General features: G+C 70.5%; 23 protein-coding genes and 1 tRNA gene. 6 read left to right on the forward strand and 18 right to left on the reverse strand.

The features are described 5' to 3' along the window. Positions 1-197: 197 nt before the first annotated feature. Positions 198-1,055, reverse strand: coding sequence for an endonuclease/exonuclease/phosphatase family protein (locus tag ACF1B9_RS10100; protein WP_391741136.1), 858 nt, complete (start codon positions 1,053-1,055; stop codon positions 198-200). A 128-nt stretch (positions 1,056-1,183) separates the two neighbouring features. Here ACF1B9_RS10100 and ACF1B9_RS10105 point away from each other — a divergent pair, with 128 nt between their 5' ends. Then, positions 1,184-2,713, forward strand: coding sequence for an MFS transporter (locus tag ACF1B9_RS10105; protein WP_391741134.1), 1,530 nt, complete (start codon positions 1,184-1,186; stop codon positions 2,711-2,713). 91 nt (positions 2,714-2,804) lie between these two features. Further along, the gene (locus ACF1B9_RS10110) at positions 2,805-3,563 is read left to right on the forward strand and encodes a TetR/AcrR family transcriptional regulator (RefSeq protein WP_391741133.1); all 759 of its coding nucleotides are present in this window, start codon (positions 2,805-2,807) and stop codon (positions 3,561-3,563) included. A 15-nt stretch (positions 3,564-3,578) separates the two neighbouring features. Here the strand turns inward: ACF1B9_RS10110 and ACF1B9_RS10115 are convergent, their stop codons facing one another. The 5 genes from ACF1B9_RS10115 to ACF1B9_RS10135 all read right to left on the reverse strand — a co-directional run bounded on the left by ACF1B9_RS10115 (position 3,579) and on the right by ACF1B9_RS10135 (position 8,282). Next, complete coding sequence (locus ACF1B9_RS10115) at positions 3,579-3,725, reverse strand: hypothetical protein (protein WP_391741131.1); 147 nt, start codon at positions 3,723-3,725, stop codon at positions 3,579-3,581. Between the two features lie 42 nt (positions 3,726-3,767). Beyond that, a complete protein-coding gene (locus ACF1B9_RS10120; protein ID WP_391741129.1) occupies positions 3,768-4,238 on the reverse strand; it encodes a PPOX class F420-dependent oxidoreductase in 471 nt (156 codons plus the stop codon). Positions 4,239-4,247: 9 nt separating this feature from the next. Next, positions 4,248-5,063, reverse strand: coding sequence for a YceI family protein (locus tag ACF1B9_RS10125; RefSeq protein ID WP_391741128.1), 816 nt, complete (start codon positions 5,061-5,063; stop codon positions 4,248-4,250). A gap of 175 nt (positions 5,064-5,238) precedes the next feature. Further along, positions 5,239-7,737, reverse strand: coding sequence for an MFS transporter (locus ACF1B9_RS10130; RefSeq protein WP_391741127.1), 2,499 nt, complete (start codon positions 7,735-7,737; stop codon positions 5,239-5,241). A 23-nt stretch (positions 7,738-7,760) separates the two neighbouring features. Continuing rightward, a complete protein-coding gene (locus ACF1B9_RS10135; protein ID WP_391741126.1) occupies positions 7,761-8,282 on the reverse strand; it encodes a MarR family winged helix-turn-helix transcriptional regulator in 522 nt (173 codons plus the stop codon). 426 nt (positions 8,283-8,708) lie between these two features. Between ACF1B9_RS10135 and ACF1B9_RS10140 the strand changes: the two genes are divergently transcribed. Then, positions 8,709-8,918: a hypothetical protein gene (locus tag ACF1B9_RS10140; RefSeq protein ID WP_391741125.1), complete on the forward strand. Its 210-nt coding sequence runs from the start codon at positions 8,709-8,711 to the stop codon at positions 8,916-8,918. 41 nt (positions 8,919-8,959) lie between these two features. On the opposite strand, the gene ACF1B9_RS10145 is transcribed toward ACF1B9_RS10140, so the two are convergent. The 9 genes from ACF1B9_RS10145 to ACF1B9_RS10185 all read right to left on the reverse strand — a co-directional run bounded on the left by ACF1B9_RS10145 (position 8,960) and on the right by ACF1B9_RS10185 (position 14,725). Then, positions 8,960-9,835, reverse strand: a complete 876-nt coding sequence (locus ACF1B9_RS10145) for a hypothetical protein (RefSeq protein WP_391741124.1) — start codon at positions 9,833-9,835, stop codon at positions 8,960-8,962. A gap of 75 nt (positions 9,836-9,910) precedes the next feature. Next, complete coding sequence (locus ACF1B9_RS10150; RefSeq protein ID WP_351081700.1) at positions 9,911-10,777, reverse strand: RNA polymerase sigma factor SigF; 867 nt, start codon at positions 10,775-10,777, stop codon at positions 9,911-9,913. 236 nt (positions 10,778-11,013) lie between these two features. Further along, positions 11,014-11,898, reverse strand: coding sequence for an RNA polymerase sigma factor SigF (locus ACF1B9_RS10155; RefSeq protein WP_391741122.1), 885 nt, complete (start codon positions 11,896-11,898; stop codon positions 11,014-11,016). A gap of 221 nt (positions 11,899-12,119) precedes the next feature. After that, positions 12,120-12,413 carry a Dabb family protein gene (locus ACF1B9_RS10160; RefSeq protein ID WP_391741121.1) on the reverse strand — a complete coding sequence of 98 codons (294 nt, stop codon included), beginning with the start codon at positions 12,411-12,413 and terminating at the stop codon, positions 12,120-12,122. Between the two features lie 9 nt (positions 12,414-12,422). Next, the gene (locus ACF1B9_RS10165) at positions 12,423-12,587 is read right to left on the reverse strand and encodes a hypothetical protein (RefSeq protein WP_391741120.1); all 165 of its coding nucleotides are present in this window, start codon (positions 12,585-12,587) and stop codon (positions 12,423-12,425) included. Between the two features lie 525 nt (positions 12,588-13,112). Then, positions 13,113-13,197, reverse strand: a tRNA-Ser gene (locus ACF1B9_RS10170). Positions 13,198-13,242: 45 nt separating this feature from the next. After that, a complete protein-coding gene (gene tadA / locus ACF1B9_RS10175; protein WP_361455427.1) occupies positions 13,243-13,671 on the reverse strand; it encodes a tRNA adenosine(34) deaminase TadA in 429 nt (142 codons plus the stop codon). A gap of 81 nt (positions 13,672-13,752) precedes the next feature. After that, positions 13,753-14,310, reverse strand: coding sequence for a hypothetical protein (locus ACF1B9_RS10180; protein WP_391741506.1), 558 nt, complete (start codon positions 14,308-14,310; stop codon positions 13,753-13,755). Positions 14,311-14,497: 187 nt separating this feature from the next. Beyond that, positions 14,498-14,725, reverse strand: coding sequence for a hypothetical protein (locus tag ACF1B9_RS10185; RefSeq protein ID WP_391741119.1), 228 nt, complete (start codon positions 14,723-14,725; stop codon positions 14,498-14,500). A gap of 103 nt (positions 14,726-14,828) precedes the next feature. Here ACF1B9_RS10185 and upp point away from each other — a divergent pair, with 103 nt between their 5' ends. Further along, entirely contained in the window at positions 14,829-15,464 is a 636-nt protein-coding gene (gene upp, locus ACF1B9_RS10190; RefSeq protein WP_093900065.1) for a uracil phosphoribosyltransferase, read from the forward strand. 113 nt (positions 15,465-15,577) lie between these two features. Here the strand turns inward: upp and ACF1B9_RS10195 are convergent, their stop codons facing one another. The 3 genes from ACF1B9_RS10195 to ACF1B9_RS10205 all read right to left on the reverse strand — a co-directional run bounded on the left by ACF1B9_RS10195 (position 15,578) and on the right by ACF1B9_RS10205 (position 17,875). Continuing rightward, positions 15,578-16,171 carry a LytR C-terminal domain-containing protein gene (locus ACF1B9_RS10195; protein WP_391741505.1) on the reverse strand — a complete coding sequence of 198 codons (594 nt, stop codon included), beginning with the start codon at positions 16,169-16,171 and terminating at the stop codon, positions 15,578-15,580. A 168-nt stretch (positions 16,172-16,339) separates the two neighbouring features. Beyond that, on the reverse strand, positions 16,340-16,636 hold the full coding sequence (locus ACF1B9_RS10200; RefSeq protein ID WP_072488263.1) for a type II toxin-antitoxin system VapB family antitoxin: 297 nt from the start codon (positions 16,634-16,636) through the stop codon (positions 16,340-16,342). 624 nt (positions 16,637-17,260) lie between these two features. Further along, positions 17,261-17,875, reverse strand: a complete 615-nt coding sequence (locus ACF1B9_RS10205; RefSeq protein ID WP_391741118.1) for an HhH-GPD-type base excision DNA repair protein — start codon at positions 17,873-17,875, stop codon at positions 17,261-17,263. Between the two features lie 176 nt (positions 17,876-18,051). Here ACF1B9_RS10205 and ACF1B9_RS10210 point away from each other — a divergent pair, with 176 nt between their 5' ends. Next, positions 18,052-19,998: an SMI1/KNR4 family protein gene (locus ACF1B9_RS10210; RefSeq protein WP_391741117.1), complete on the forward strand. Its 1,947-nt coding sequence runs from the start codon at positions 18,052-18,054 to the stop codon at positions 19,996-19,998. Between the two features lie 257 nt (positions 19,999-20,255). Beyond that, complete coding sequence (locus ACF1B9_RS10215; RefSeq protein WP_391741115.1) at positions 20,256-21,089, forward strand: DUF4157 domain-containing protein; 834 nt, start codon at positions 20,256-20,258, stop codon at positions 21,087-21,089. The last annotated feature ends 27 nt before the right edge of the window (positions 21,090-21,116 follow it).

A 21,116-nucleotide genomic window follows, 5' to 3' on the forward strand; every position in this document is an offset into this window, starting at 1 on the left:
GCCTCCGGGCCAGGCCGGTCAGCAGGGCGGCCCACAGGGCGGCGGCATGGGTCGGCCCCCGGCGGGAGGCCAGGGCGGCAACCAGCAGAACGGCGGACAACCGGGAGCCATGCCCGGCACCGGCACCGCTCCCGGCGCCCCACCCGGTGGCATGGGTGAGGGCGGTGCCCCGGGAGGCGGCGGCATGGGCGGTCTGCTCAACGGCGCAGCAGCAGATCCGCGACGACCGGGCGGTGGTCCGAGGCGAGTGTCTCGGCCACCGCCGCGTCGCGCACCCGTACCGAATCCTTCGACACCGCCACGTAGTCGATCCGCTGCACCGGGTCCTTGGCCGGGTACGTCGGGCCGCCGGGCTCGATGTCGGTCAGTTCCTCCCACAGTGGGGCGAGTTCGGGTGCGGTCGGCGCCGCGTTGAAGTCACCGAGCAGGATCTGCCGCACCCGCTGCCGTCCGGGGGCCTTGTCCTCGGCCATGATCCGGCGGGTGTCGGCGACCTGTGCGGTCCGTACGGACGGGTCTCCGCGGTAGTCGAGGTGCGTCACATACACATGCACGGGCAGCCCCCGCACCCGCAGGACCACCTCGCCGAAGCCGGGCGCCGGGGTCGGTACGGGGTTCGGGTCCTGGGTGGAGAGCCGGGTGATCTCATGGTTCTCGGCGCTCACGATCCGGTACCTGGACAGCACCGCGACCCCGAACTCGCGCCGGGGCGCGCCGGGGGTCACCGGATCGAGGCTGTAGATCGGGGCGAACGAGACCCGCATGTGCAGCCGCTCGGCCAGCTCTCCCGCCAGATCGCGCCACTCGCTGCGGGTGCCCCAGTGGGCGTCGACCTCCTGCAGCCCGATCACATCGGCGTCCAGCGAACGCAGTTCGGCGGTCTGCCGGTCGAGGTCGAAGACATTGTCCATGCCGGCGCCCGCATGGATGTTGTACGTGGCCACCCGCAGCGGCACCGTGTGCTCCTGCCCGGCGGCCGACGCGGGAGGCGCGAGAGCGGTCCCCAACAGGCCCGCTGCGATGAGTACTTCCACCGTACGACGACGCAGTGACATACCACTCCAGTCCTTGTCGGATCAGCGGCGAGCACGGTACCGCGCGGAAATGAGCTGTACACCGTACAGGGCTAGCTATACGGTGTACGTCTCGTACTCGTACACCGTATAAGGCATCAGGAGTCCGCATGACGGCGACCGCCGCCGAGCAGAAGCACCTCTCGCCGCCGAGCCACCCGCAGCGCTGGCTGATCCTCGGAGTGATCTGCCTCGCCCAGCTCACCGTGCTGCTCGACAACACCGTGCTCAATGTCGCGATCCCCTCCCTCACCCGGGAGCTGGACGCCTCCACCGCCGATGTGCAGTGGATGATCAACGCCTATTCGCTGGTCCAGTCGGGTCTGCTTCTCACAGCAGGCAGTTCCGCCGACCGCTACGGCCGCAAGAAGATGCTCGTCGCGGGGCTCGCCCTGTTCGGTATCGGCTCGCTGGTGGCCGGACTGGCCCAGTCGTCCGCGCAGTTGATCGCCGCCCGTGCGGGCATGGGCATCGGCGGTGCGTTGCTGATGACGACGACCCTGGCCGTCGTCGTGCAGATCTTCGACGACACGGAGCGGGTCAAGGCGATCGGCATCTGGTCGACCGTCAGCTCGCTCGGCTTCGCCGTCGGACCGCTGATCGGCGGAGTGATGCTCGACCACTTCTGGTGGGGCGCGATCTTCCTGATCAACATTCCCGTCGCGGTCATCGGTCTGGCCGCCGTCGTCCGGCTCGTCCCGGAGTCCAGGAACCCCAGTGGCGACCGCCCCGACCTGTTCGGCGCGCTGCTCTCCACCATCGGCATGGCGTCCGTCGTGTACGCGATCATCTCCGGCCCGGAGCACGGCTGGACGTCGGGCCGGGTGCTGCTGACCGCCTTCACCGGGGTCGTCGTCCTCACCGGATTCGTGCTGTGGGAGCTGCACATCCCGTACCCGATGCTGGACATGCACTTCTTCCGGAACCAGAAGTTCATCGGGGCGGTCGCGGGCGCGATCCTGGTCGCCTTCGGGATGGGCGGCTCGCTGTTCCTGCTCACCCAGCAGCTCCAGTTCGTCCTCGGGTACGGACCGCTGGAGGCCGGCCTGCGGACGGCTCCGCTGGCGCTGAGCGTCGTCGCGCTCAATCTCACCGGACTGGGCGCCAGGCTGGTGCCCAAGCTGGGTACGCCGGTCACCATCGCGGCCGGGATGAGCCTGCTGGCCGCCGGACTCGCGGCGATCGCGCTGCTCGGCGGCAACGGCTACGGGGGCATGCTGCTCGGCCTGGTCGTGATGGGCGCGGGCATCGCACTCGCCATGCCCGCCATGGCCAACGCGATCATGAGCGCCATTCCGCCGGAGAAGGCGGGCGTGGGCGCCGGAGTCAACGGCACGCTCGCCGAATTCGGCAACGGGCTGGGGGTCGCCGTGCTCGGCGCGGTGCTCAACTCCCGCTTCGCGGCGCTCGTGCCGGCGGCCGTCGGGGCGGCCTCGCTGCCTGCCGCACTGGCCTCGGCCGGCGATGCCCGCGAGCGGGTACGGATCACGGACGCCTTCGCCTCGGGACTGGAGACCAGCCAGCTCGTCGGGGCGGTGGCGGTACTGGCCGGAGGCCTGCTGGCCGCGGCGCTTCTGCGCCGCGCCGAGCGGGCAGATTCCGCCCGGGCGGCCTCGGCCGGGGCCGAGGCAGCGGCATAGCATCGAGGGGGGTGTATCGGATCGTATGAATCCGCTTCATGCGCGCGCGTACGCGTCCGATCCGTCCCTCCGGCAAGACGAGGAGAGTGCCATGGTGTCCGCGGCCGATCGTGTGAAGAACCCTGCCAGGACCAGTGTGTGGCTGGATCAGCGGGCACCGTCGCGCGCCCGCAGATCGGACCAGCCGGCCGGTCTGGACCGGGAGAAGATCACCGCGGCGTCGGTCCGGCTGCTGGACGCCGAGGGCCTCGCCAAGTTCTCCATGCGCCGGCTCGCCGCCGAGCTGGACGTCACCGCGATGTCCCTCTACTGGTACGTGGACACCAAGGACGATCTGCTGGAACTGGCCCTCGACTCGGTCTACAGCGAGATCGCGCCCCCTCGGGAGGACGCGCACTGGCACGACCGACTGCGCGAACTGGCGACGGCCTACCGGCACCTGCTGATCCGGCACGTCTGGGTCTCGCCGCTCGCCGGGCACTTCCTCAACATGGGCCCGCACTCGATGCTGTTCTCGTACGCCATCCAGGACGTGATCCGGGCGACGGGCCTGCCGCTGCACCAGCAGACGGGGGCGCTCTCCGCGGTCTTCCAGTTCGTGTACGGATTCGGCACCATCGAGGGTCACTTCGTGCAGCGCAGTGTCGATTCGGGGATCAGCCAGGACGAGTTCTTCCGGCAGGCGCTGGGAGCCATCCGGAGCCAGCCGCAGCTCAGCCGGATCGTGGAGTCCTCGCAGGACCTGATGGACGCCCGCGGCGGCGACACGGTCGAGGAGATGCGCGAGCGGGACTTCACCTTCGCCCTGGACCTCTTGATCGCGGGCATCGAGGCGATGCGGGACCGCTGAGACCCCGCTCGCCCCTCAGTACCCGCGCCCCGCGGTGGCCGGGGCCCGCCCCTCCGCCACCGCGCCCCAGCACGCCGCGAAGTCCGTGACGATGTCCTCGTCCGCGGTGATGCCCGCGGAGTGGGAGGCGTCCACCGTCGGCCCGGCTGCCGGAACGTACATGCGTTCGGGAGGGCACAGCGGGAAGTCGTCGGGGAACAGCCGTCAGCTGCCGGACGCCAGGTGGGCGGGGAAGCCGCCGGTGGCGATCGGACCCCACCGCTCGGGAGTGATCCGGATGATCGACTTGCCCTGCTTCACCATCGCCGCCCGGTACTCGTCCCAGTCCGGGTGCTCCCCGGAGATGTTCCGGAAGTACTCGACGAGCGGCTCGACCGAATCCGGTGAGTCGATCACCTCGGCCGAGCCGTCGATCTGCACCCACGGTCCGTTCCACTCGTCCGACAGGACGATCACGCTGACCCGCTCGTCCCGTTTGGCGTTGCGGGTCTTGGCCCGTTCGGGGTAGGTCGAGACGACGATCCGGCCAAAGTCGTCGACACCACAGGTCAGCGGGGAGCCCTGGGGGCGGCCGTCGGACCGGGTGGTCAGCAGGATCGCCCGGTGCCTGGGCCGTACGAAGGCCAGCAACTCGTCGAGTTCCACAGCGGTGTTCGTCGCGATGTTCGGTGCCATGTTCGCAGACTACGACGGCAGGGACTCACCCTGCACGGCCTGGATGTCGAGCTCCACCCGAAGCGTCGTGCCGATCGCCGAGATGCCGGCCTGCACCACCTGGTTGTAGTTCATGGCGAAGTCCTCGCGGCGCAGCTCCGCCGTGGCGCTGAACGCCGCACGCACCCCGCCCCACGGGTCCGGGCCCGTCCCGAGGTAGCTCAGGTTCAGGTCGACCGGGCGCACGACACCGTGCATCGTCAGCTCGCCGTGGACCAGCCAGCGGTCCGGGCCCGCCGGGGTCAGTCCGTTCGAGCGGTACGTGATCTCCGGGAACCGGTCCGAGTCCAGGAAGTCCGGCGAGCGCAGGTGCTTGTCCCGCATGCCGTTGCCGGTGTCGATGCTGGCCGCGCCGATGACGGCGTCGACCCGGGAGCGGTGGACCTCCTCCGCGATCTCGATCCGGCCGCTGAACTCGGTGAACCGGCCGTGCACGCTGGAGATCCCCAGGTGCTGCGCGACCGCGGCCACCGAGGAGTGTGCCGGGTCCAGCGACCAGGCGCCCGGCGGCGGCAGCTCCACACCGCCCTGGCGGGCCAGCACCACCGTGCCGGCCTCGACCCGCCCGCTCGCCGTGACGAGGGCGGTGGAGGCGGCGGGGGCGTACCCGACCGCCGTGACGATCACCGTGTACGCGCCGGCCTGCAGGGGAGCGTCGGTCCGCACCGCCCCGTCCTCGTCGGCGGTGGCCCGCAGCACCTGCGTGCCGGTCATGTCGGTGACCGTCACGACCGCGTGCTGAACCGCCCAGCCGTCCCGCGTCCGTACCTGTGCGCGAAGTCCCATCCCGTTTTCTCTCCTTGCTCAATGACTCAATGAGTCGGGCCCCGGGGTGGGGACGGCAGGCCGTCCCCTGCCTGCCGTCCCCACCCCCGGGGCCCATTTCCACCGGCCGGTACAGCGTCTCCGCTCGGAACGCCGACCCGCCAGGGGTCTGTGATCACGACCTCGGCCGAGGTCGTTACTCGCCGGGGTGGGCGAGCTCGATGTCGTGGCCGTCGACCCCGCGACCGGCCACGGTCAGCGCGCCGGCCACCGGCGGGTAGCCGGTCGCGATGACCGAGTACTCGCCCGCGTCCAGGTCGGCGAAGGCGTACGCCCCGTCCTCCCCGGTCGTCGAGGTGGCGACCACGTTGCCCGCCGCGTCGACCAGCGTGACCCGGGCGTCCGGCAGCGGCCGACGGCCGGCTCCGGCCCGTACGACACCCTGGACCAGTGCACCGGACTGCAGCGCGGCCTCGATCCGGGTGACGCCCTGGCCGCCGATCTCCACCGGCAGCGCCAGCGGACGGTAGCCGGCGGCGTTCACCGCGACGGTCACCGAACCGGGGACCAGCTCACCGAAGGTGAACTCGCCCGCCTCACCGGACCTGCCGGTGGCCAGCACATCGCCGCGCACATCGGTCACGACGACCATGGCGCCCTCGACCGGGGCCGCGGTCTCGGCGGTCCGCACGGTCCCGGCCAGGCCGCTCGTACCGGAGAGCAGGATGTCGTACGCGAGCGGCTCGTCGCCGACGACCACCGTGGACGCCTGCGGCTGGAAGCCGTCGGCGGACGCGATCAGGACGTAGCTGCCGGAGCCCGGCGCGTCCAGGCCGTAGCCGCCGTCGGCCTGGGCGACGGAGCGCCCCAGCTGGCGGCCGGCCAGCGAGATCAGCGTGACGGCGGCGCGGGCGACGGGTGCGCCCTCGGCGCCCCGCACCACACCGTGCACGGCCGTGCCCTGCAGGGTGGCGACCGGGGCCTGAAGGGTGTCGACCGCGGTGCCCCCGGACGTCGCCTCGGCGACGTGCGCCACAGCGGCGGCCGGAGCCGCGACCGGCTCCTCGGCGGGGACCTCGGCGGGGACCTCGGCGGTGGCCGGGGCCTCGCTCACGGCGTTCGTCTTCAGCGCGACCTCCTTGATGAAGATCGTGACCAGGAAGGCGATCAGCGCGGCCGGGGCGGCGTACAGGAAGACATCGCCGACACCGTGCCCGTAGGCACTCTCCACGACCGTACGGAACGGTTCGGGCAGCGCGTGCACGTCGGGGATGCCCCCGCCGCCGGTGCCACCGTGGCCCATGGCCTCGCCCTTGGGGCCGAGCTCCGCGAGACCGTCCTTGACGTAGTGGGTGACGCGGTTCGCCATGACGGCGCCCAGCGCCGAGACGCCGATCGCACCACCGAGGGAACGGAAGAAGGTGACGACGGAGCTGGCCGAGCCGAGGTCGGCCGGAGCGACCTGGTTCTGCGTGGCGAGCACCAGGTTCTGCATCATCATGCCGATGCCGAGGCCCATGACGGCCATGAAGACCGCGATGTGCCAGTACTCCGTGTCGTACCGGATGGTGCCCAGCAGCCCGAGCCCGGCGGTGACCAGGAAGCCACCGGTGACCAGCCAGGCCTTCCAGCGGCCCGTCTTGGTGATGATCTGGCCGGAGACGGTCGAGGAGACGAACAGACCCGCGATCATGGGGATCGTCATGACACCGGACATCGTCGGCGACTTGCCGCGTGCCAGCTGGAAGTACTGGCTGAAGAAGACGGTGCCCGCGAACATCGCGATACCGACGAACAGCGAGGCCAGCGAGGCCAGCGTGATGGTGCGGTTGCGGAAGAGGCGCAGCGGGATGATCGGCTCGCTGGCCCGGGACTCGATGAAGACGAAGACCAGCGCGAGGATCAGGGAACCCGCGAGCATCACGCCGGTCTGCCAGGACAGCCAGTCGTACTTGTCGCCCGCGAAGGTCACCCAGAGGAGCAGCAGCGAGACGGCGGCGCTGATGAAGAACGCGCCGGCCCAGTCGACCTTGACCTCACGCTTGACGACCGGGAGCTTCAGGGTCTTCTGGAGCACGATCAGCGCGATGACCGCGAACGGCACACCGACGTAGAAGCACCAGCGCCAGCCCATCCAGCTGGTGTCCGTGATGACACCGCCGAGCAGCGGACCGCCGACGGTGGCGACGGCGAACACCGCGCCGAGGTAGCCGCTGTAGCGACCGCGCTCACGCGGGGCGATCATCGCCGCCATCACGATCTGCGCGAGGGCGGAGAGACCGCCGACACCGATGCCCTGGACGACACGGCAGGCGATCAGCATGCCGCTGCTGGTCGACATACCGGCGACGACCGAGCCCGCGACGTAGATGATGAGGGCTATCTGGACCAGCAGCTTCTTGCTGAACAGGTCGGAGAGCTTGCCCCACAGGGGGGTCGTCGCGGTCATCGCCAGCAGCGAGGCCGTGACGACCCAGGTGTAGGCGCTCTGGCCGCCGCCGAGGTCGGAGATGATCTCCGGCAGGGCGTTGGAGACGACCGTCGACGACAGGATCGCGACAAACATGCCGAGCAGCAGCCCGGTCAGTGCTTCCATGATCTGCCGGTGTGTCATCGGCGCGCCGGACGGGGAATCCGCTGATCCCCCGTGCTTGGCGTGGCCGCCCCGCACACCGGTCGGTGTGGTCGTAGCCATTGAGTTCCTTGTCTTTGCTTCTGTTACACAGGTGTACGGGTGTGCGAGTCGTTGTCGCTGTCGGCGTGCCGGGGGCGGCAGTCGCCGCTGTGCTTTCCGGGGGCACATCCTCCGGGGCCGCGACAGGCGAAGCTGTCGCGCAGCCGGGCCAACAGCGTGCTGAGCTGTCCGACCTCGTCGTCGGACCAGTGGGAGAGGTTGTGGGCGAACATTTCGGTGGTCCGACGGTTCAGATCACTGAGCACGTCGTCCCCGGCGGGGGTCAGCCGCAGGATGCGGGACCGCTTGTCGGCCGGGTCCGAGGACCGCTCGATCCAGCCGTGCTCCGCCACATGGGCCACATGACGGCTGGTCACCGACAGGTCGACGTCCAATAGTTCGGCCAGTCTGCTGATCCGCATCTCGCCGTGCTGATGGAGAAGAGCCAGCACGGCGGCGGAGCCGGCAGGACATTCGGCGGGCAGGATGCGGGCGAGACCTCGCTTGACGGCCCCGACGGCGCTGAGCTGCCGGGCCAGTTCTTCGTACTGACTCCGTGCGGCCACGGGACCCCCAGACATCTCACCGGTCATCTTGTTGCTTAGGGCAACCATAGATTTGTTGGTTGCTGCAGGCAAACGAAGAAGGCCTTGCATAAGTAAAGGAACGCAAAAGGCTGTGTAGGGCCCGAGTCAAAAGGCCCAGCGTGTGGGGCGCGCGGCGGGACAGGTGTGGTTCGCGCCACAGGCGGGGCGATCGGGTGTCCGATGTGGGCTGCGCGCCGGGTGGCCTGCCCGCCGCTTCCGGGCGCCCGCTCCCCGCGCCCGCTCCCCGCGGCCGCGGGCTGCCCGTTCCGTATATCCGGGTGCGGGGCTTCCGTGTGTACGGGTGCGGGGCAGCCACCCCTCCTTCGCCGACCGTGGGCTTCGGTCCGTACCCTTCAGTGACCCGGGGGTTGGGCCCCCACTCCGAGTTCGCTAGGGTCCTGGCCCATGGCACACAACCCCCATGCCCCGCAGGGCCCCGAGGGCAACCACGACCCGGCCGGCAGCACCCAGATGTTCCGCGCCTTCGTCGACGAGGGCGAGCCGCAGCGTCGGCAGCAGCCGGCCGCCTCGTCCGGACCGAAGACCGGGACGATCGTCACCGTCGTCGCGGTGATAGTCGTCCTCGCGGCGGTCGCCTGGCTCGCGCTCGGCTGACCCGGCGCACCGGCTTCTCCTCCACCTTCCGCTTCCACCCGTCACTTCAATACGGCGGTGACGTCCCTGGTCTCGACATGCATGCCCAGGGGCACCCGCCAGGCGTCCACGCAGACGGTGTACGTCTTCGTCCGTGCCGCCCCCGCGTCGATCGGCGCGGGCAGCGGCGCCGACGACTCGACGGTCGCCCAGTCGATTCCCAGCCCGCCGATGATGTGCGTGGCGAAGGTGACGGTCCCCGCGTCCGCCGATGATCCTCCGGTGTTGCGGAACGTGACGGTCACCTTCTCGCACCAGCGCTCGGACGCGGCCGCCCGCTCGGGGGCGCCCACCACCAGCACGGCAGGCCCCGCGGGTGCGGTGGGGCCGGGTGCCGACGGGGTCGCGGGGTCCGTGGGGCCACTGCCCGGCCCGCCCGATCCCGACGCACCGCCACTGCCGTCGCCGCTGCCCGTACCGCCTGTGCCGCCCGTGCCGGGAGTGCCGGACGGCCGGGCGGACCCGCCACCCGCGCCGCCGGCCCGTCCGGAGCCATTGCTCCCGGTCGTGCCCCCGGAGCCGTCGCTGCCGGGCGCACCGCTGGTGCCGTCACCGCCGGACGCACCGCTGGAGCCGTCACCGCCGGGCGCGGCACCCGGCGCAGGCCCACCGCCGGCCCGGCCTCCGGCGCCATCGCCGCCCCCGGTGCTTCGGCCGTCCCGGTCCAGCGGCACCAGGGATACCTTCCCCGACGGTGCCACCGCCCCCGTCGGAGCCTTCCGAGGGCCCGAGTCCGCCGCGCCGACCGCCGCATAGCCGCCGCCGTCGTCGGTCGTCCCGCCACAGGCGGCCAGCGCGCCGCCCAGGCACAGCACGGCCGCCGAGGCGGCGATCAGGATGCCCCGGCGGCCGGTCGAGTCGCGCATCTGACGTCGCATCGCGCCAGTGTGGCTGACGGTCCGTCAAATCGGAACCCATGTGCGTCGGCGTCGCGGTGCGGTGGTCCATGGCGGTCAGTCGGCGATGAGCCCCTCCCTGAGCTGGGCGAGCGTACGGGTCAGCAGGCGCGAGACGTGCATCTGCGAGATACCGACCTCCTCGCCGATCTGCGACTGGGTCATGTTGGCGAAGAACCGCAGCATGATGATCTGGCGCTCGCGCGGCGGAAGCTTGGCCAGCAGCGGCTTGAGCGACTCGCGGTACTCCACACCCTCCAGCGCCGAGTCCTCGTACCCCAGCCGGTCCGCGAGGGAGCCCTCGCCGCCGTCGTCCTCGGGCGAGGGGGAGTCCAGGGAGGAGGCGGTGTACGCATTGCCGACGGCAAGACCGTCGACCACGTCCTCCTCGGAGACGCCGAGTGCCTTGGCCAGCTCGGGCACGGTCGGCGAGCGGTCGAGCTTCTGGGCGAGCTCGTCGCTGGTCTTGGTCAGCGCGAGCCGCAGCTCCTGGAGGCGGCGCGGAACACGCACCGACCACGAGGTGTCGCGGAAGAAGCGCTTGATCTCCCCGACGACGGTCGGCATCGCGAACGTGGGGAACTCGACGCCCCGTTCGCAGTCGAACCGGTCGATCGCCTTGATCAGGCCGATCGTGCCGACCTGGACGATGTCCTCCATCGGCTCGTTGCGGCTGCGGAAGCGCGCCGCGGCGTACCGCACCAGCGGGAGGTTGAGCTCGATGAGTGTGTCCCGTACGTAGGCACGCTCCGGGCTGTCCGTTCCGTCGGGGCCCGGTGCGGGTCCCAGCGCGGCGAGCCGCAGGAACAGGGAGCGGGACAGAGTGCGGGTGTCGATGGCTTCCGGCGAGCTGGTGAGCGCAACGGGTGCGGGCGCGCTCTTCGTGAGCGTGAGCACCTTCGAGCTGCCCTGTTCTGCGGACATGCCACCCCCTTGAGGTCGCGGACGGTCGCGTTGAGCCGCGACCATCGGAGGAACGCAGCCTCCACCTGAATACCGGAGGCGAGGCCACGGCAAACGCGGTTCCCGCAGAATGTCACATGTCGGCAACACGCTGTAGTGACATGTCGACAAGTCTTGGTGGCGTCCGTGCAGTTAACGGGGGGTATGGGGCAATTCCGTTCGCCCGGAACGAACTTCAGGCGCTGCACTCGATCCGGTTAGGCCTCGATCCTGTTTGCGGATCGAAGTCGGGCGAAGCTACGGGCCAGCAGCCTTGACACATGCATCTGGGAGACGCCCAGTTCCGCACTGATCTGCGACTGCGTCAGGTTGCTGTAGTAGCGAAGCAGCAGGATGCGCTGCTCGCGCTCGGGCAGTTGTACGAGCAGATGCCGGACCAGATCGCGGTGCTCGACCCCGGCGAGGGCCGGGTCCTCGTAGCCGAGGCGGTCCAGCAGTCCGGGCAGCCCGTCGCCCTCCTGGGCGGCCTCCAGTGAGGTCGCGTGGTAGGAACGACCGGCCTCGATGCAGGCCAGTACCTCGTCCTCGGAGATCTTCAGCCGTTCGGCGATCTCCGCGGTGGTGGGCGAGCGGCCGTGAGCGGTCGTCAGGTCCTCGGTGGCGCCGGTGACCTGGACCCAGAGCTCGTGCAGCCGGCGCGGGACGTGGACGGTCCGTACGTTGTCCCGGAAGTACCGCTTGATCTCGCCGACGACGGTGGGCATCGCGAAGGTCGGGAACTGGACACCGCGTTCCGGGTCGAACCGGTCGATGGCGTTGATCAGACCGATCGTGCCGACCTGGACGACATCCTCCATCGGCTCGTTGCGGCTGCGGAAGCGCGCCGCGGCGTACCGCACCAGGGGGAGATTCGCCTCGATCAGCGCCGCCCGCACCCGGCCGTGCTCCGGGGTTCCCGGCTCCAGGTTCTTGAGCTGTCCGAACAGGACCTGGGTGAGCGCCCTGGTGTCCGCGCCCCTGGTCCTGGCGGGCGTCGTGGTGCCGTCGGGCGTCTCGGCCGGGACCGTCCCGATGTCTTCGGCGGCCGGGACGGCCGGGGCCGCCGGGACGGCCGGGGCCGCCGGGACGGTCTGGGGAGGCACTTGAGGCGCTGTACTGGCCGGCACGGTGACGCCACCCCTCTGCGGTCAACTTCGGTCAACTCATCCGTCAAAAGCGGTCATAGCATCACAAGACATGTCCACTGTGTGCAAGCACCGTATAGCGTCGTGTTGGGGTCAACTTGGTTTAAACACTAAAAAAAGCCCCTCACTGCAATGGTGAGGGGCTCGGGTGACCGGCCGGATCAGGCCGATCGGGCGGATCAGAACGGATAGTCGGCGATCACCCAGGTGGCGAACTCGCGCCACTGAGCTGCGGCGGCCTGATGGGCCGGATGCTCGATGTAGCGCTTCAGGGCGTCCTCGTCCAAGACCGCGGAGTTGATGGCGAAGTCGTACGCGATCGGCCGGTCGGTGATGTTCCAGGCGCACTCCCAGAACTCCAGCTCGGGGACCTGCCCCTCCAGTTCCTGGAAGGCCCTCGCCCCGGCGACGACCCGCGGGTCGTCCCGATCGACACCGTCGTTCAGCTTGAACAGGACCAGATGGCGGATCACGGGTTACTCCTACTTCACGAGCGCGGACATGAAGTCGCCGACGCTCTGTGCGGCACTCGAAACGCCCTCGAACCCTATCTGGACAAGATCTGCCGCCCGTTCCGGGGACGCGATGATCGTGTACAGCACGAAGACGACGACCACGTAGAGAGCTATCTTCTTCGCTTGCACCATCAGCCCCTGCCTCCCCTTGGATCCCCGTGCAGTCGGGCGATTCTATCCGCACGCATGGCCGTATCCCTTTGGTGTATCCGACCACTCACACCGCCTTTAAGGACCAACGACCTGTCGATCGGGGTCCTTCGCCCGCCCGCAGGGCTTCCGCGAGGCCGCAGGATGGGTGGCGAGCCCCGCGGACCAGGCAGGAACCGACGGGGCGAGGAACAGGACCTCACTGTGGGGTCCTCGCTGCGAGCTTCTTCCCCTGACCGCGGCGAGGGCTGGAGCGGCCTGTTCTCATCGGGGGAAGCGGCTTGTCCCCCCGATGCCGCTTTCCCCGACCAATGCTTCGGGCCGTGGCCCCGGGCACGACGGACGTCGACGCCCGGGGCCACAGCCACGTCCGCGGGAGCGCCGTCGGGTCCATGGGGCCCGCAGCCGCACCCGCGGAGCCCGCAGTTGGGCCCGGGGCTCGGCCGGCATCCGCGGACGCGGAAAACTCGAAGGGCCCGACGCGATGCGCCGGGCCCTTCACAAGAGCGGTAGCGGAGGGATTTGAACCCTCGGTGAGTTTCCCCACACTCGCTTTCGAGGCGAGCTCCTTCGGCCGCTCGGACACGCTACCGAGAGAGAGCTTAGACCATCCCGGGGCGCGGACAGAAATCCAATGTCAGAGCTCGCGGAAGAACGCCGTCAGCCGGGCGGCGCAGACGTCCTCCAGCACTCCGTGGATCACCTCGGGACGGTGGTTGAGCCGGCGGTCGCGTACGACGTCCCAGAGCGAGCCCGCCGCGCCCGCCTTCTCGTCGAGCGCCCCGTAGACCACCCGGTCCACGCGGGACTGCACCAGTGCGCCCGCGCACATCGTGCAGGGCTCCAGGGTGACCACCAGGGTGCAGCCGGACAGCCGCCATCGGCCGAGCGCCGCTGCGGCCCGGCGGAGGGCGAGGATCTCGGCGTGCGCGGTCGGGTCGCCGGTCGCCTCACGTTCGTTGTGGCCCGTGGCGAGCAGGGCGCCGTCCGGGCCGAGAACGACGGCGCCGACCGGCACATCGCCGGCCCGCGCCGCCACGTCGGCCTCGGCCAGGGCGCGGCGCATGTGCGCCCGCCAGGGGTCTCTTACAGGATCGTGCGGTTCCGGCGGTCCTTGCGGGTGCGGTGGTTCGCTCACCCGCGGACCTTAACGGACGGTCTCCAGGACCTCGGCCGCGCCCAGCGCGTCCGCGATCTCCACCAGCGCGTCCGTGCGCAGCATCAGCAGCTCGGCCTCGGGGAGCCCGAGGTCGGCCAGGATGCCGGTGTCACCGATCGGGCCCGCCGGCACGGCGTCGGCGTCGAGTTCGTCGTCATCGTCATCGTCGTTGTCGTTGTCGGGGGTGATGTCCGGCTCGCCGTCCTCCGTACCGTCGAGGCCGACGAGCTCTTCGAGGGCGGCAATGGTGTCGTCGGCCTCGGGTTCGCGGCCGAGCAGTTCGTCGGTGAGCAGGATCTCCCCGTACGAGGAGCGGGCGGCGGCGGTGGCGTCCGAGACGAAAATTCGGGGGTCCTCCTCACCGTCCACCCGGACGACGCCGAACCAGGCGTCCTCCTGCTCGATGAAGACGAGCACCGTGTCCTCGTCCACCGAGGCCTCGCGGGCCAGATCCGTCAGGTCGGACAGGGTCTCCACATCGTCGAGTTCCGTGTCGCTCGCTTCCCACCCGTCTTCGGTGCGCGCGAGCAGTGCGGCGAAGTACACCGTGACTCTCCCACTGGTCATAGGGGTGTCGGTCCGACGGGAGGGCAGTCGGTGGTCCGGCTGCCCTGCGTCCCGCCCATCGGAATCGTGGCAGAAACAAGGGCTTTGCGAGAGGAGTTCGGCCGTTGCGTCGGCCATCAGTTCTCCCGGACGCCGCCACCAGGGGGACACGGGACCGCCGTCCGACCTACCAGCGGAAGCTCCTCATCCGCATGGCCTGGCGCATCCGGGCCGCCCTGGCCCGGCGCGGCTGGACCCGGTCGCGGAGCGCCTTCGCCTCATGAAGCTCGCGCAGGAACTGGGCGCGCCGCCTGCGGCGCGCCGTTTCGGTCTCCTGCGGTTCCTGCGGGCCCCTCGCGTCCTGCGAGACCGGCGTGTCCGGCTGGTCCCGCTCGTGCTCTTCCCCGTCCGGCATCGGCTCATCACCCCAAGGCTGGGTCCGTATGCCACCACCTTCCCTTCGAACGTGCGGTTGATGCCAGCGCAGAGGTGCGAGCGGCCCGGTTACTGTTGAACCCATGCGGATCCACGTCGTCGACCACCCACTGGTCGCGCACAAACTCACCACCCTGCGCGACAGGCGCACCGACTCCCCTACCTTCCGGCGGCTCGCCGACGAGCTGGTCACCCTGCTCGCCTACGAGGCCACCCGGGATGTGCGCACCGAACAGGTCGACATCGAGACCCCGGTCACACCGACGACCGGGGTGAAGCTGTCGCACCCCCGGCCCCTGGTCGTGCCGATCCTCCGGGCCGGTCTCGGCATGCTCGACGGCATGGTGCGGCTGCTGCCGACCGCCGAGGTGGGCTTCCTGGGCATGATCCGCGACGAGGAGACGCTCCAGGCGTCCACGTACGCGACGCGGATGCCGGAGGACCTCTCGGGCCGCCAGGTGTACGTCCTGGACCCGATGCTGGCCACCGGCGGCACACTGGTGGCGGCCATTCAGGAACTGATCAAGCGCGGTGCGGACGACGTCACCGCGGTCGTGCTGCTCGCGGCACCCGAAGGCGTCGAGGTGATGGAGCGCGAGCTGGCGGGTACGCCGGTGACCGTCGTGACCGCCTCGGTCGACGAGCGGCTCAACGAGAACGGCTACATCGTCCCGGGCCTCGGTGACGCGGGCGACCGGATGTACGGCACCGTCGACTGAGGGCTGCCTCGTAATCCCGTGGTCCGAACGAAGGACCCCGGGTCCTGCCCGCCGCACAGGCTCCAGGGGCCGCGCGGGACGCGCTGACGGCCGCCGGGCGCGTTCCGGCGTCGTCAGCAGGACGGTGCGGGGGCAGGCTTCGCCAGGGCGGCGAGGGCCGCGGCGGCGGACTGCGGCGTGCTGAACGCCTTGAACTTCGTACCCAGAATCAGATCGACGTCCGCGGTCCTGCGGGCGTCGGTCTTCGAAATGGCCCCCTGCAGCTGCGTACCGAGGACCGGGAACGAGCCGTTCACGGCCGACGGAGCGCCCAGCAGCACCCCCGTACCGGCGACCTTCTTGTCGTACGCGGCCGGGGCGTTTCCCACCTCGCCGATGGTGAAGCCGCGCTTCTTGAGCTCGTCCGCGGCCTTCTTGGCGAGCCCGCTGCGCGGGGTCGCGTTGTAGACGTTGACGGTGATCTTCGCGGGCTTCGGCAGCGCCTTCGCCGGCGCCGACGGCTTGGCCGACGGGCAGTCCGTCTCGTGGTCGGCGGCGCTGGCCTGCCGGTCGCCGCCCGTGAAGACGTCGATGAGCTGCAGCGTGCCCCACCCGGCCAGCCCGAGGGCGACCACGGAAGCGATGGCAGCGAGGATCAGTTTGCCGCGACGCCGGGGGCGGCGCATGCGCGGGTACTTGTCGCCCGTGATGCGGTACTTTCCGCCCATGCCGGGGGGAGTGAGCATGCTCATGGGCGCAGCGTAGTGCGGCCCGGTGATGATGCCTACTAAATGATCAATGGATCGCACCCGTCCGAGTGGGAAAGCACCCGAACGAACCCGGAGAGGGCCCGCAGGGCTTGCCGTTCGTGCGACGAGCCTGCCACGGACGCCCCGTCAGCCGAGTTCGAGCACCCGGGCGTGCAGTACCTGGCGCTGCTGAAGCGCGGCGCGGACCGCGCGGTGCAGTCCGTCCTCCAGATAGAGGTCGCCCTGCCACTTCACGACGTGCGCGAACAGGTCCCCGTAGAACGTCGAATCCTCGGCGAGGAGGGTTTCGAGGTCCAGGTTGCCCTTGGTGGTCACCAGCTGATCGAGGCGGACCGGGCGCGGCGCGACATCCGCCCACTGCCGGGTGCTTTCCCGGCCGTGGTCGGGATAAGGCCGCCCATTTCCGATGCGCTTGAAGATCACACGGAAAGCCTACCGGGCAAGAGCCTCCGGGCGCAGCCATGGGGCGGGACTGCGATGCCGCAAGAACGCCATAAAAGTGAGTATTTCGGAACGGCGGCCTTGACGAGTGACAGCGACGGCACGAGCGGAGGCGCGCGTTCGGACACCAGCGACGGTGCGAGTACGGGTGAGGGCGTGGCGTCCCGTGGAGGTGTGGCGTCGGGCGCGGGTGTGGCCTCCGATGAAGGTGTGGTGTCGGATGCGGGTGTGGCGTCGGGTACCGGTGAGGCTTCCGGCGGCGGGGCCGGGCTCCTGCCACCGCAGGCCCGGGAGATCGCCGACGGGTACGCCGTCAGCCGCCCTCGATCCGGGCGCACTGCTCCGGGGCGGTGCGTGTCTGACGGATGCGCAGGTCCGGACCCCGCCGGGGATTGCTCAACCGGCGCGGACTCGTCGCGGGGCCACCGGTACCGGCAGCACCGGGACGCGCCGGCGCGTGACGGTACCCCTGCAGTGGATGCATTGGGGTGCGTCGGAGCGCGCGGGGCGTGCGGAGGGGCGCGTGAACGGCGCGCCGGAGGGGGGAAGTGGGGGGACAGGGGTGCTGCGGGCACGCGATGAGGGCGTGTGGTGCGGGCGCTGTCGCTACGTGTCTGCGCGTTTGGCCGCCCTGGCCGCCTGCTTGGCCTGCTGCTTGTACGCGCGGACCTCGGCGAGTGATTCCGGGCCGGTGATGTCGGCGACCGACCGGTGCGAGCCCGCCTCGCCGTACGGCCCGGCCGCCTCCCGCCAGCCTGTCGGCCGGACTCCGAACTGCTTGCCCAGCAGTGCCAGGAAGATCTGCGCCTTCTGCGTGCCGAACCCGGGCAGCGCGTTCAGCCGCTTGCGCAGCTCGGCCCCGGTGGAGACATCGCTCCACACCGCGCTCGCGTCGCCGTCGTACTCCGCCACCAGGTACTGGCACAGCTGCTGGACCCGCTTGGCCATGGAGCCCGGATAGCGGTGCAGCGCAGGTTTGGCGGTGAAGAGTTCGGTGAAGGCCTCCGGGGCGCAGGCCGCGATCTCATGGGCGTCCAGATCGTCTCCGCCCATTCGTACGGCCAGGGTGTACGGGCCGGAGAAGGCCCATTCCATCGGCACCTGCTGGTCCAGCAGCATGCCGACCAGAGCGGCGAGCGGGCTGCGTGCGAGGAGCTCGTCCGCCGCGGGGTCCTGGGCGATCCGCAGGGTGATGTCCTGGTCCTTGTTGCTCTTGGTCATGCCGTCGATCATCCCGACGGCGGCGGGGCCCGGCCACTCCACGGCCCGTCGATGCAGCCGTTCGCTGCTGATTTCGTTCGCGGAGGCGACGCGGGGGAGACGACGCGAGAGGCAGTGGCGCGAGGGTCGGCGGCTGCCGGGGGTGACTGTCAGTGGCGGCTGGCAGGCTGGAGGATATGGACATCGACAACTGGAAGTTACTTCTGGAGAGTTGGAGCAGGCACTGGTTCGCCGCCCGGGACCTGCTCGATCCCGGGGAGGCCGAGGAGGAGGCCGACGACGACGCGGTGGTCGCCGGATCGCTGGGGTTTCCGGCAGCGACCGAGGAGCAGACAGCCGCGCTGGAGGAGCGGCTGGGGCTCGTGCTGCCGCCCTCGTACCGGACGTTCCTTCAGGTCTCCAACGGGTGGCGTCACGCCGGTGGTTCGGTCTATCTGATGGGTGTCGCGGAGCGCGTCGCGGTGCATGGCGACCCGATGGACCTGCAGCGGCTGTACGAGGAGAACCTGGATGAGAACTCCGGGCAGGCCGAGCGGCTGATGGCCGGCATGTGGGCCAGGTCGTTGCAGCTGTCGCACGACTCGGACATGACCGATGTCCTGCTCGACCCCGGGGATGTGGGCGAGGACGGCGAATGGGCCGTGTACGTCTACCGCGGCTGGTCCGGTGACTTCCCGGACCGCTTCCCGTCGTTCGCGGAGTTCATGCGGGCCATGTACCGGGACTTCCACCGCCGGCACGGTGACGATCCCGGGTTCGAGAACGAGGTGACGCGCGAGCTCGACGCCTCGGTGGAGCGGGCCCGGCTGGCCTGTCTGGCCGGGGGCGACATCGACGAGCAGTTGGCGGTGCTGGACGAGGCCGAGGCGTACGGGAGGGGGCGGGCCCGGCGGCTGCGGGACCAGATCCACGCCATGTTCAGGCCGGTCGGCCATGTCGCGGCGGTCATGGACATGGACGACCCGCTGTACGTACGGGAGATCCTGCCGCTCGCCGCGCGGGAGCATCGCAGGATCGGCCGGGATGACGACTGGTTCCTCAGGCCGCATGGGGAGAAGGGCCGGGCCGGGGCGGAGGCCGCGCTGCGGGAGGCCGGCGAGCGGTCGTTTCGGTACGAGCCACCTGGCCCGTTCGGCCGTGCCGTCGCCGAGGCCCGCGAACTGGCGCGCTGGGGAGACACGGAGGGTGCCTGGCGGGTGCTGGCCGCCGCCGTGCCCGAGTGGGAGCCCTACGGCACCGAGCATGTCGCGCCGATCGGCCTGCTTGCCGATCCACTGCTGGGACCGGTCGTCACACCGGAGCGCGGGCGGCAGATCCTGACCACGCCGCGTGCGGGCCAGGGCTCGGCCCGGCGGCCGGCGGCCACCGGCAGCGGCACCGGTGCCGGTGCCGCTTCGGGCGTCCTGGACGCCGCCGGGCCGGACGGGCTGGGCTGGCTTGCCGGAACCGACTCCGGTACGCGACCGAACAGCTTCCGTTTCGTCCTCGTCCACGGCATGCCACCGCAGGAACTCGCGCGGCGGCTCGGCGAGGGGGTGCTGCTGGCCCCGAGCTCCGAGAGCGAGCTGGGGGCGTGGGGCCGATGGAAGATGCCGTCGAGGGACGGCCCGCACGCACGGATCGGCTCGTGCGGCGGAGGCTGGAGCTTCGCGTTCGAGACCGATCCCGAACCCTTCGTGGAGGACCGGCTGACCGGTCTGGATGCCCGCGCGTCGCTCGACACCAGGGCGATATCGGTCTGGTACCCGGGGGCCCGTGTCCCCGTCGGTCCCGGTACCGCCGCCCCCGCGCAGGCCTTCCGCTTCTCGTATGCCGAGGACGGTCAGGAGGTGTACGGATACACGATCGGTGGTGATGCGCGCGCGACGAGAGGAACGCTGCCCCCACCGCTCGGTGCGCTTCCGTTCGGTGAGCCCGCGCTCGACGCCATCGCTGCGGTGTATGGGGTCTCGCTTCCCCGGTTCGCCCTGCGGAGCGGTCGGTTGCACGCAGTGGCGGCGAAGTCGTGGATCGGGCCGCCGGAGGCGGGGGAGGGACACACCACCATCAAGGCCTTCGCGGTCCTGCGTACACGGGGCATTGATGCCTCTCGGGCGGAAGAGAGACGTCGTCGACTTCGCTGATCCCTGGATCTCCGTCGGATTCCCGCCGAACACGCTGCGAGGAAGCGTGCGTTGACGCGTTGACGAGGTCGGGGGCCGGGCGGCGGTCGGGGCGGCGGGCTTCGCGAGGGCGGGCGAAACGATGTGAATGCCCGAAGGGGCAGCGGCGGCTGCCCTTGGCCGGCGGGGTCCGGGCTGGACGAGGCAGGGAGACGTCGTGATGGTGGAGTGGTGGGGCCATCACGACGCGCCTTCGACCCGGGGCGCGGTCAGGGGAGATGACGATGCACGCACAGGAATGGGACCAGGAACACGACCACGAACGGGATCACGGGCACGGGCAGGAGCACGACGAAGCCGCGCCCGCGTCGAGGACGGCCGAGGCCCGGGAGGCCGCGGGCATCCCGCATCTCTACCGTGCGGCGGCGGCCGGACGGGCCGATGTGGTCGGCGCCGGCGGCATGAGCGCGCTCCAGAGGGCGGTCGGCAACAGCGCCGTGGGCTCGATGCTCCAGCGGCAGGATGAGGGAGAACGCTCCCCCGTGCACGATGTGGTCTCGTCCGGCGGTGGGCAGCCCCTGGACACCGAGACCCGCACCGATCTGGAGGGGCGGATGGGCGCGGACTTCTCCGACGTCCGCATCCACACCGGCTCCGCCGCCCACGAGTCGGCGAAGGGCGTGGGCGCCCATGCGTACACGGTCGGCAACAACGTCGTCTTCCAGCGGGACGCGTACGATCCGTCCACGCCGCAGGGACGCACCACGCTGGCCCATGAGCTCACCCATGTGATCCAGCAGCGCAACGGACCGGTGGAGGGTACGGAGGCGCCGGGCGGTATCAGGGTGAGCGATCCGTCCGACCGGTTCGAGCGGGAGGCCGTCGCGAACGCCGACCGGGTGCTGTCGAAACCGGCGCCCGCCCCGGTTTGGGACTCGGCTCCGGGGATCGGGACCGGGGCGGCCGGTCATGGCTCGGCCGCCGCCTCGGTGCCCGCTGTGCAAAGGGCGGCGACGGAGGACGAGGACGAGCAACCTGCCGATGTGCAGGGTTCCTTCGTGCAGCGGACGGAGGAAGGAGCCGAGGAGGAGGAAGAGGCTCCGCCCGCCTGAGCGTGGCGGGGTTCTTCGTCAGTCCGC

The sequence above is a fragment of the Streptomyces sp. NPDC014727 genome, assembly GCF_043083485.1.
Classification (GTDB): domain Bacteria; phylum Actinomycetota; class Actinomycetes; order Streptomycetales; family Streptomycetaceae; genus Streptomyces.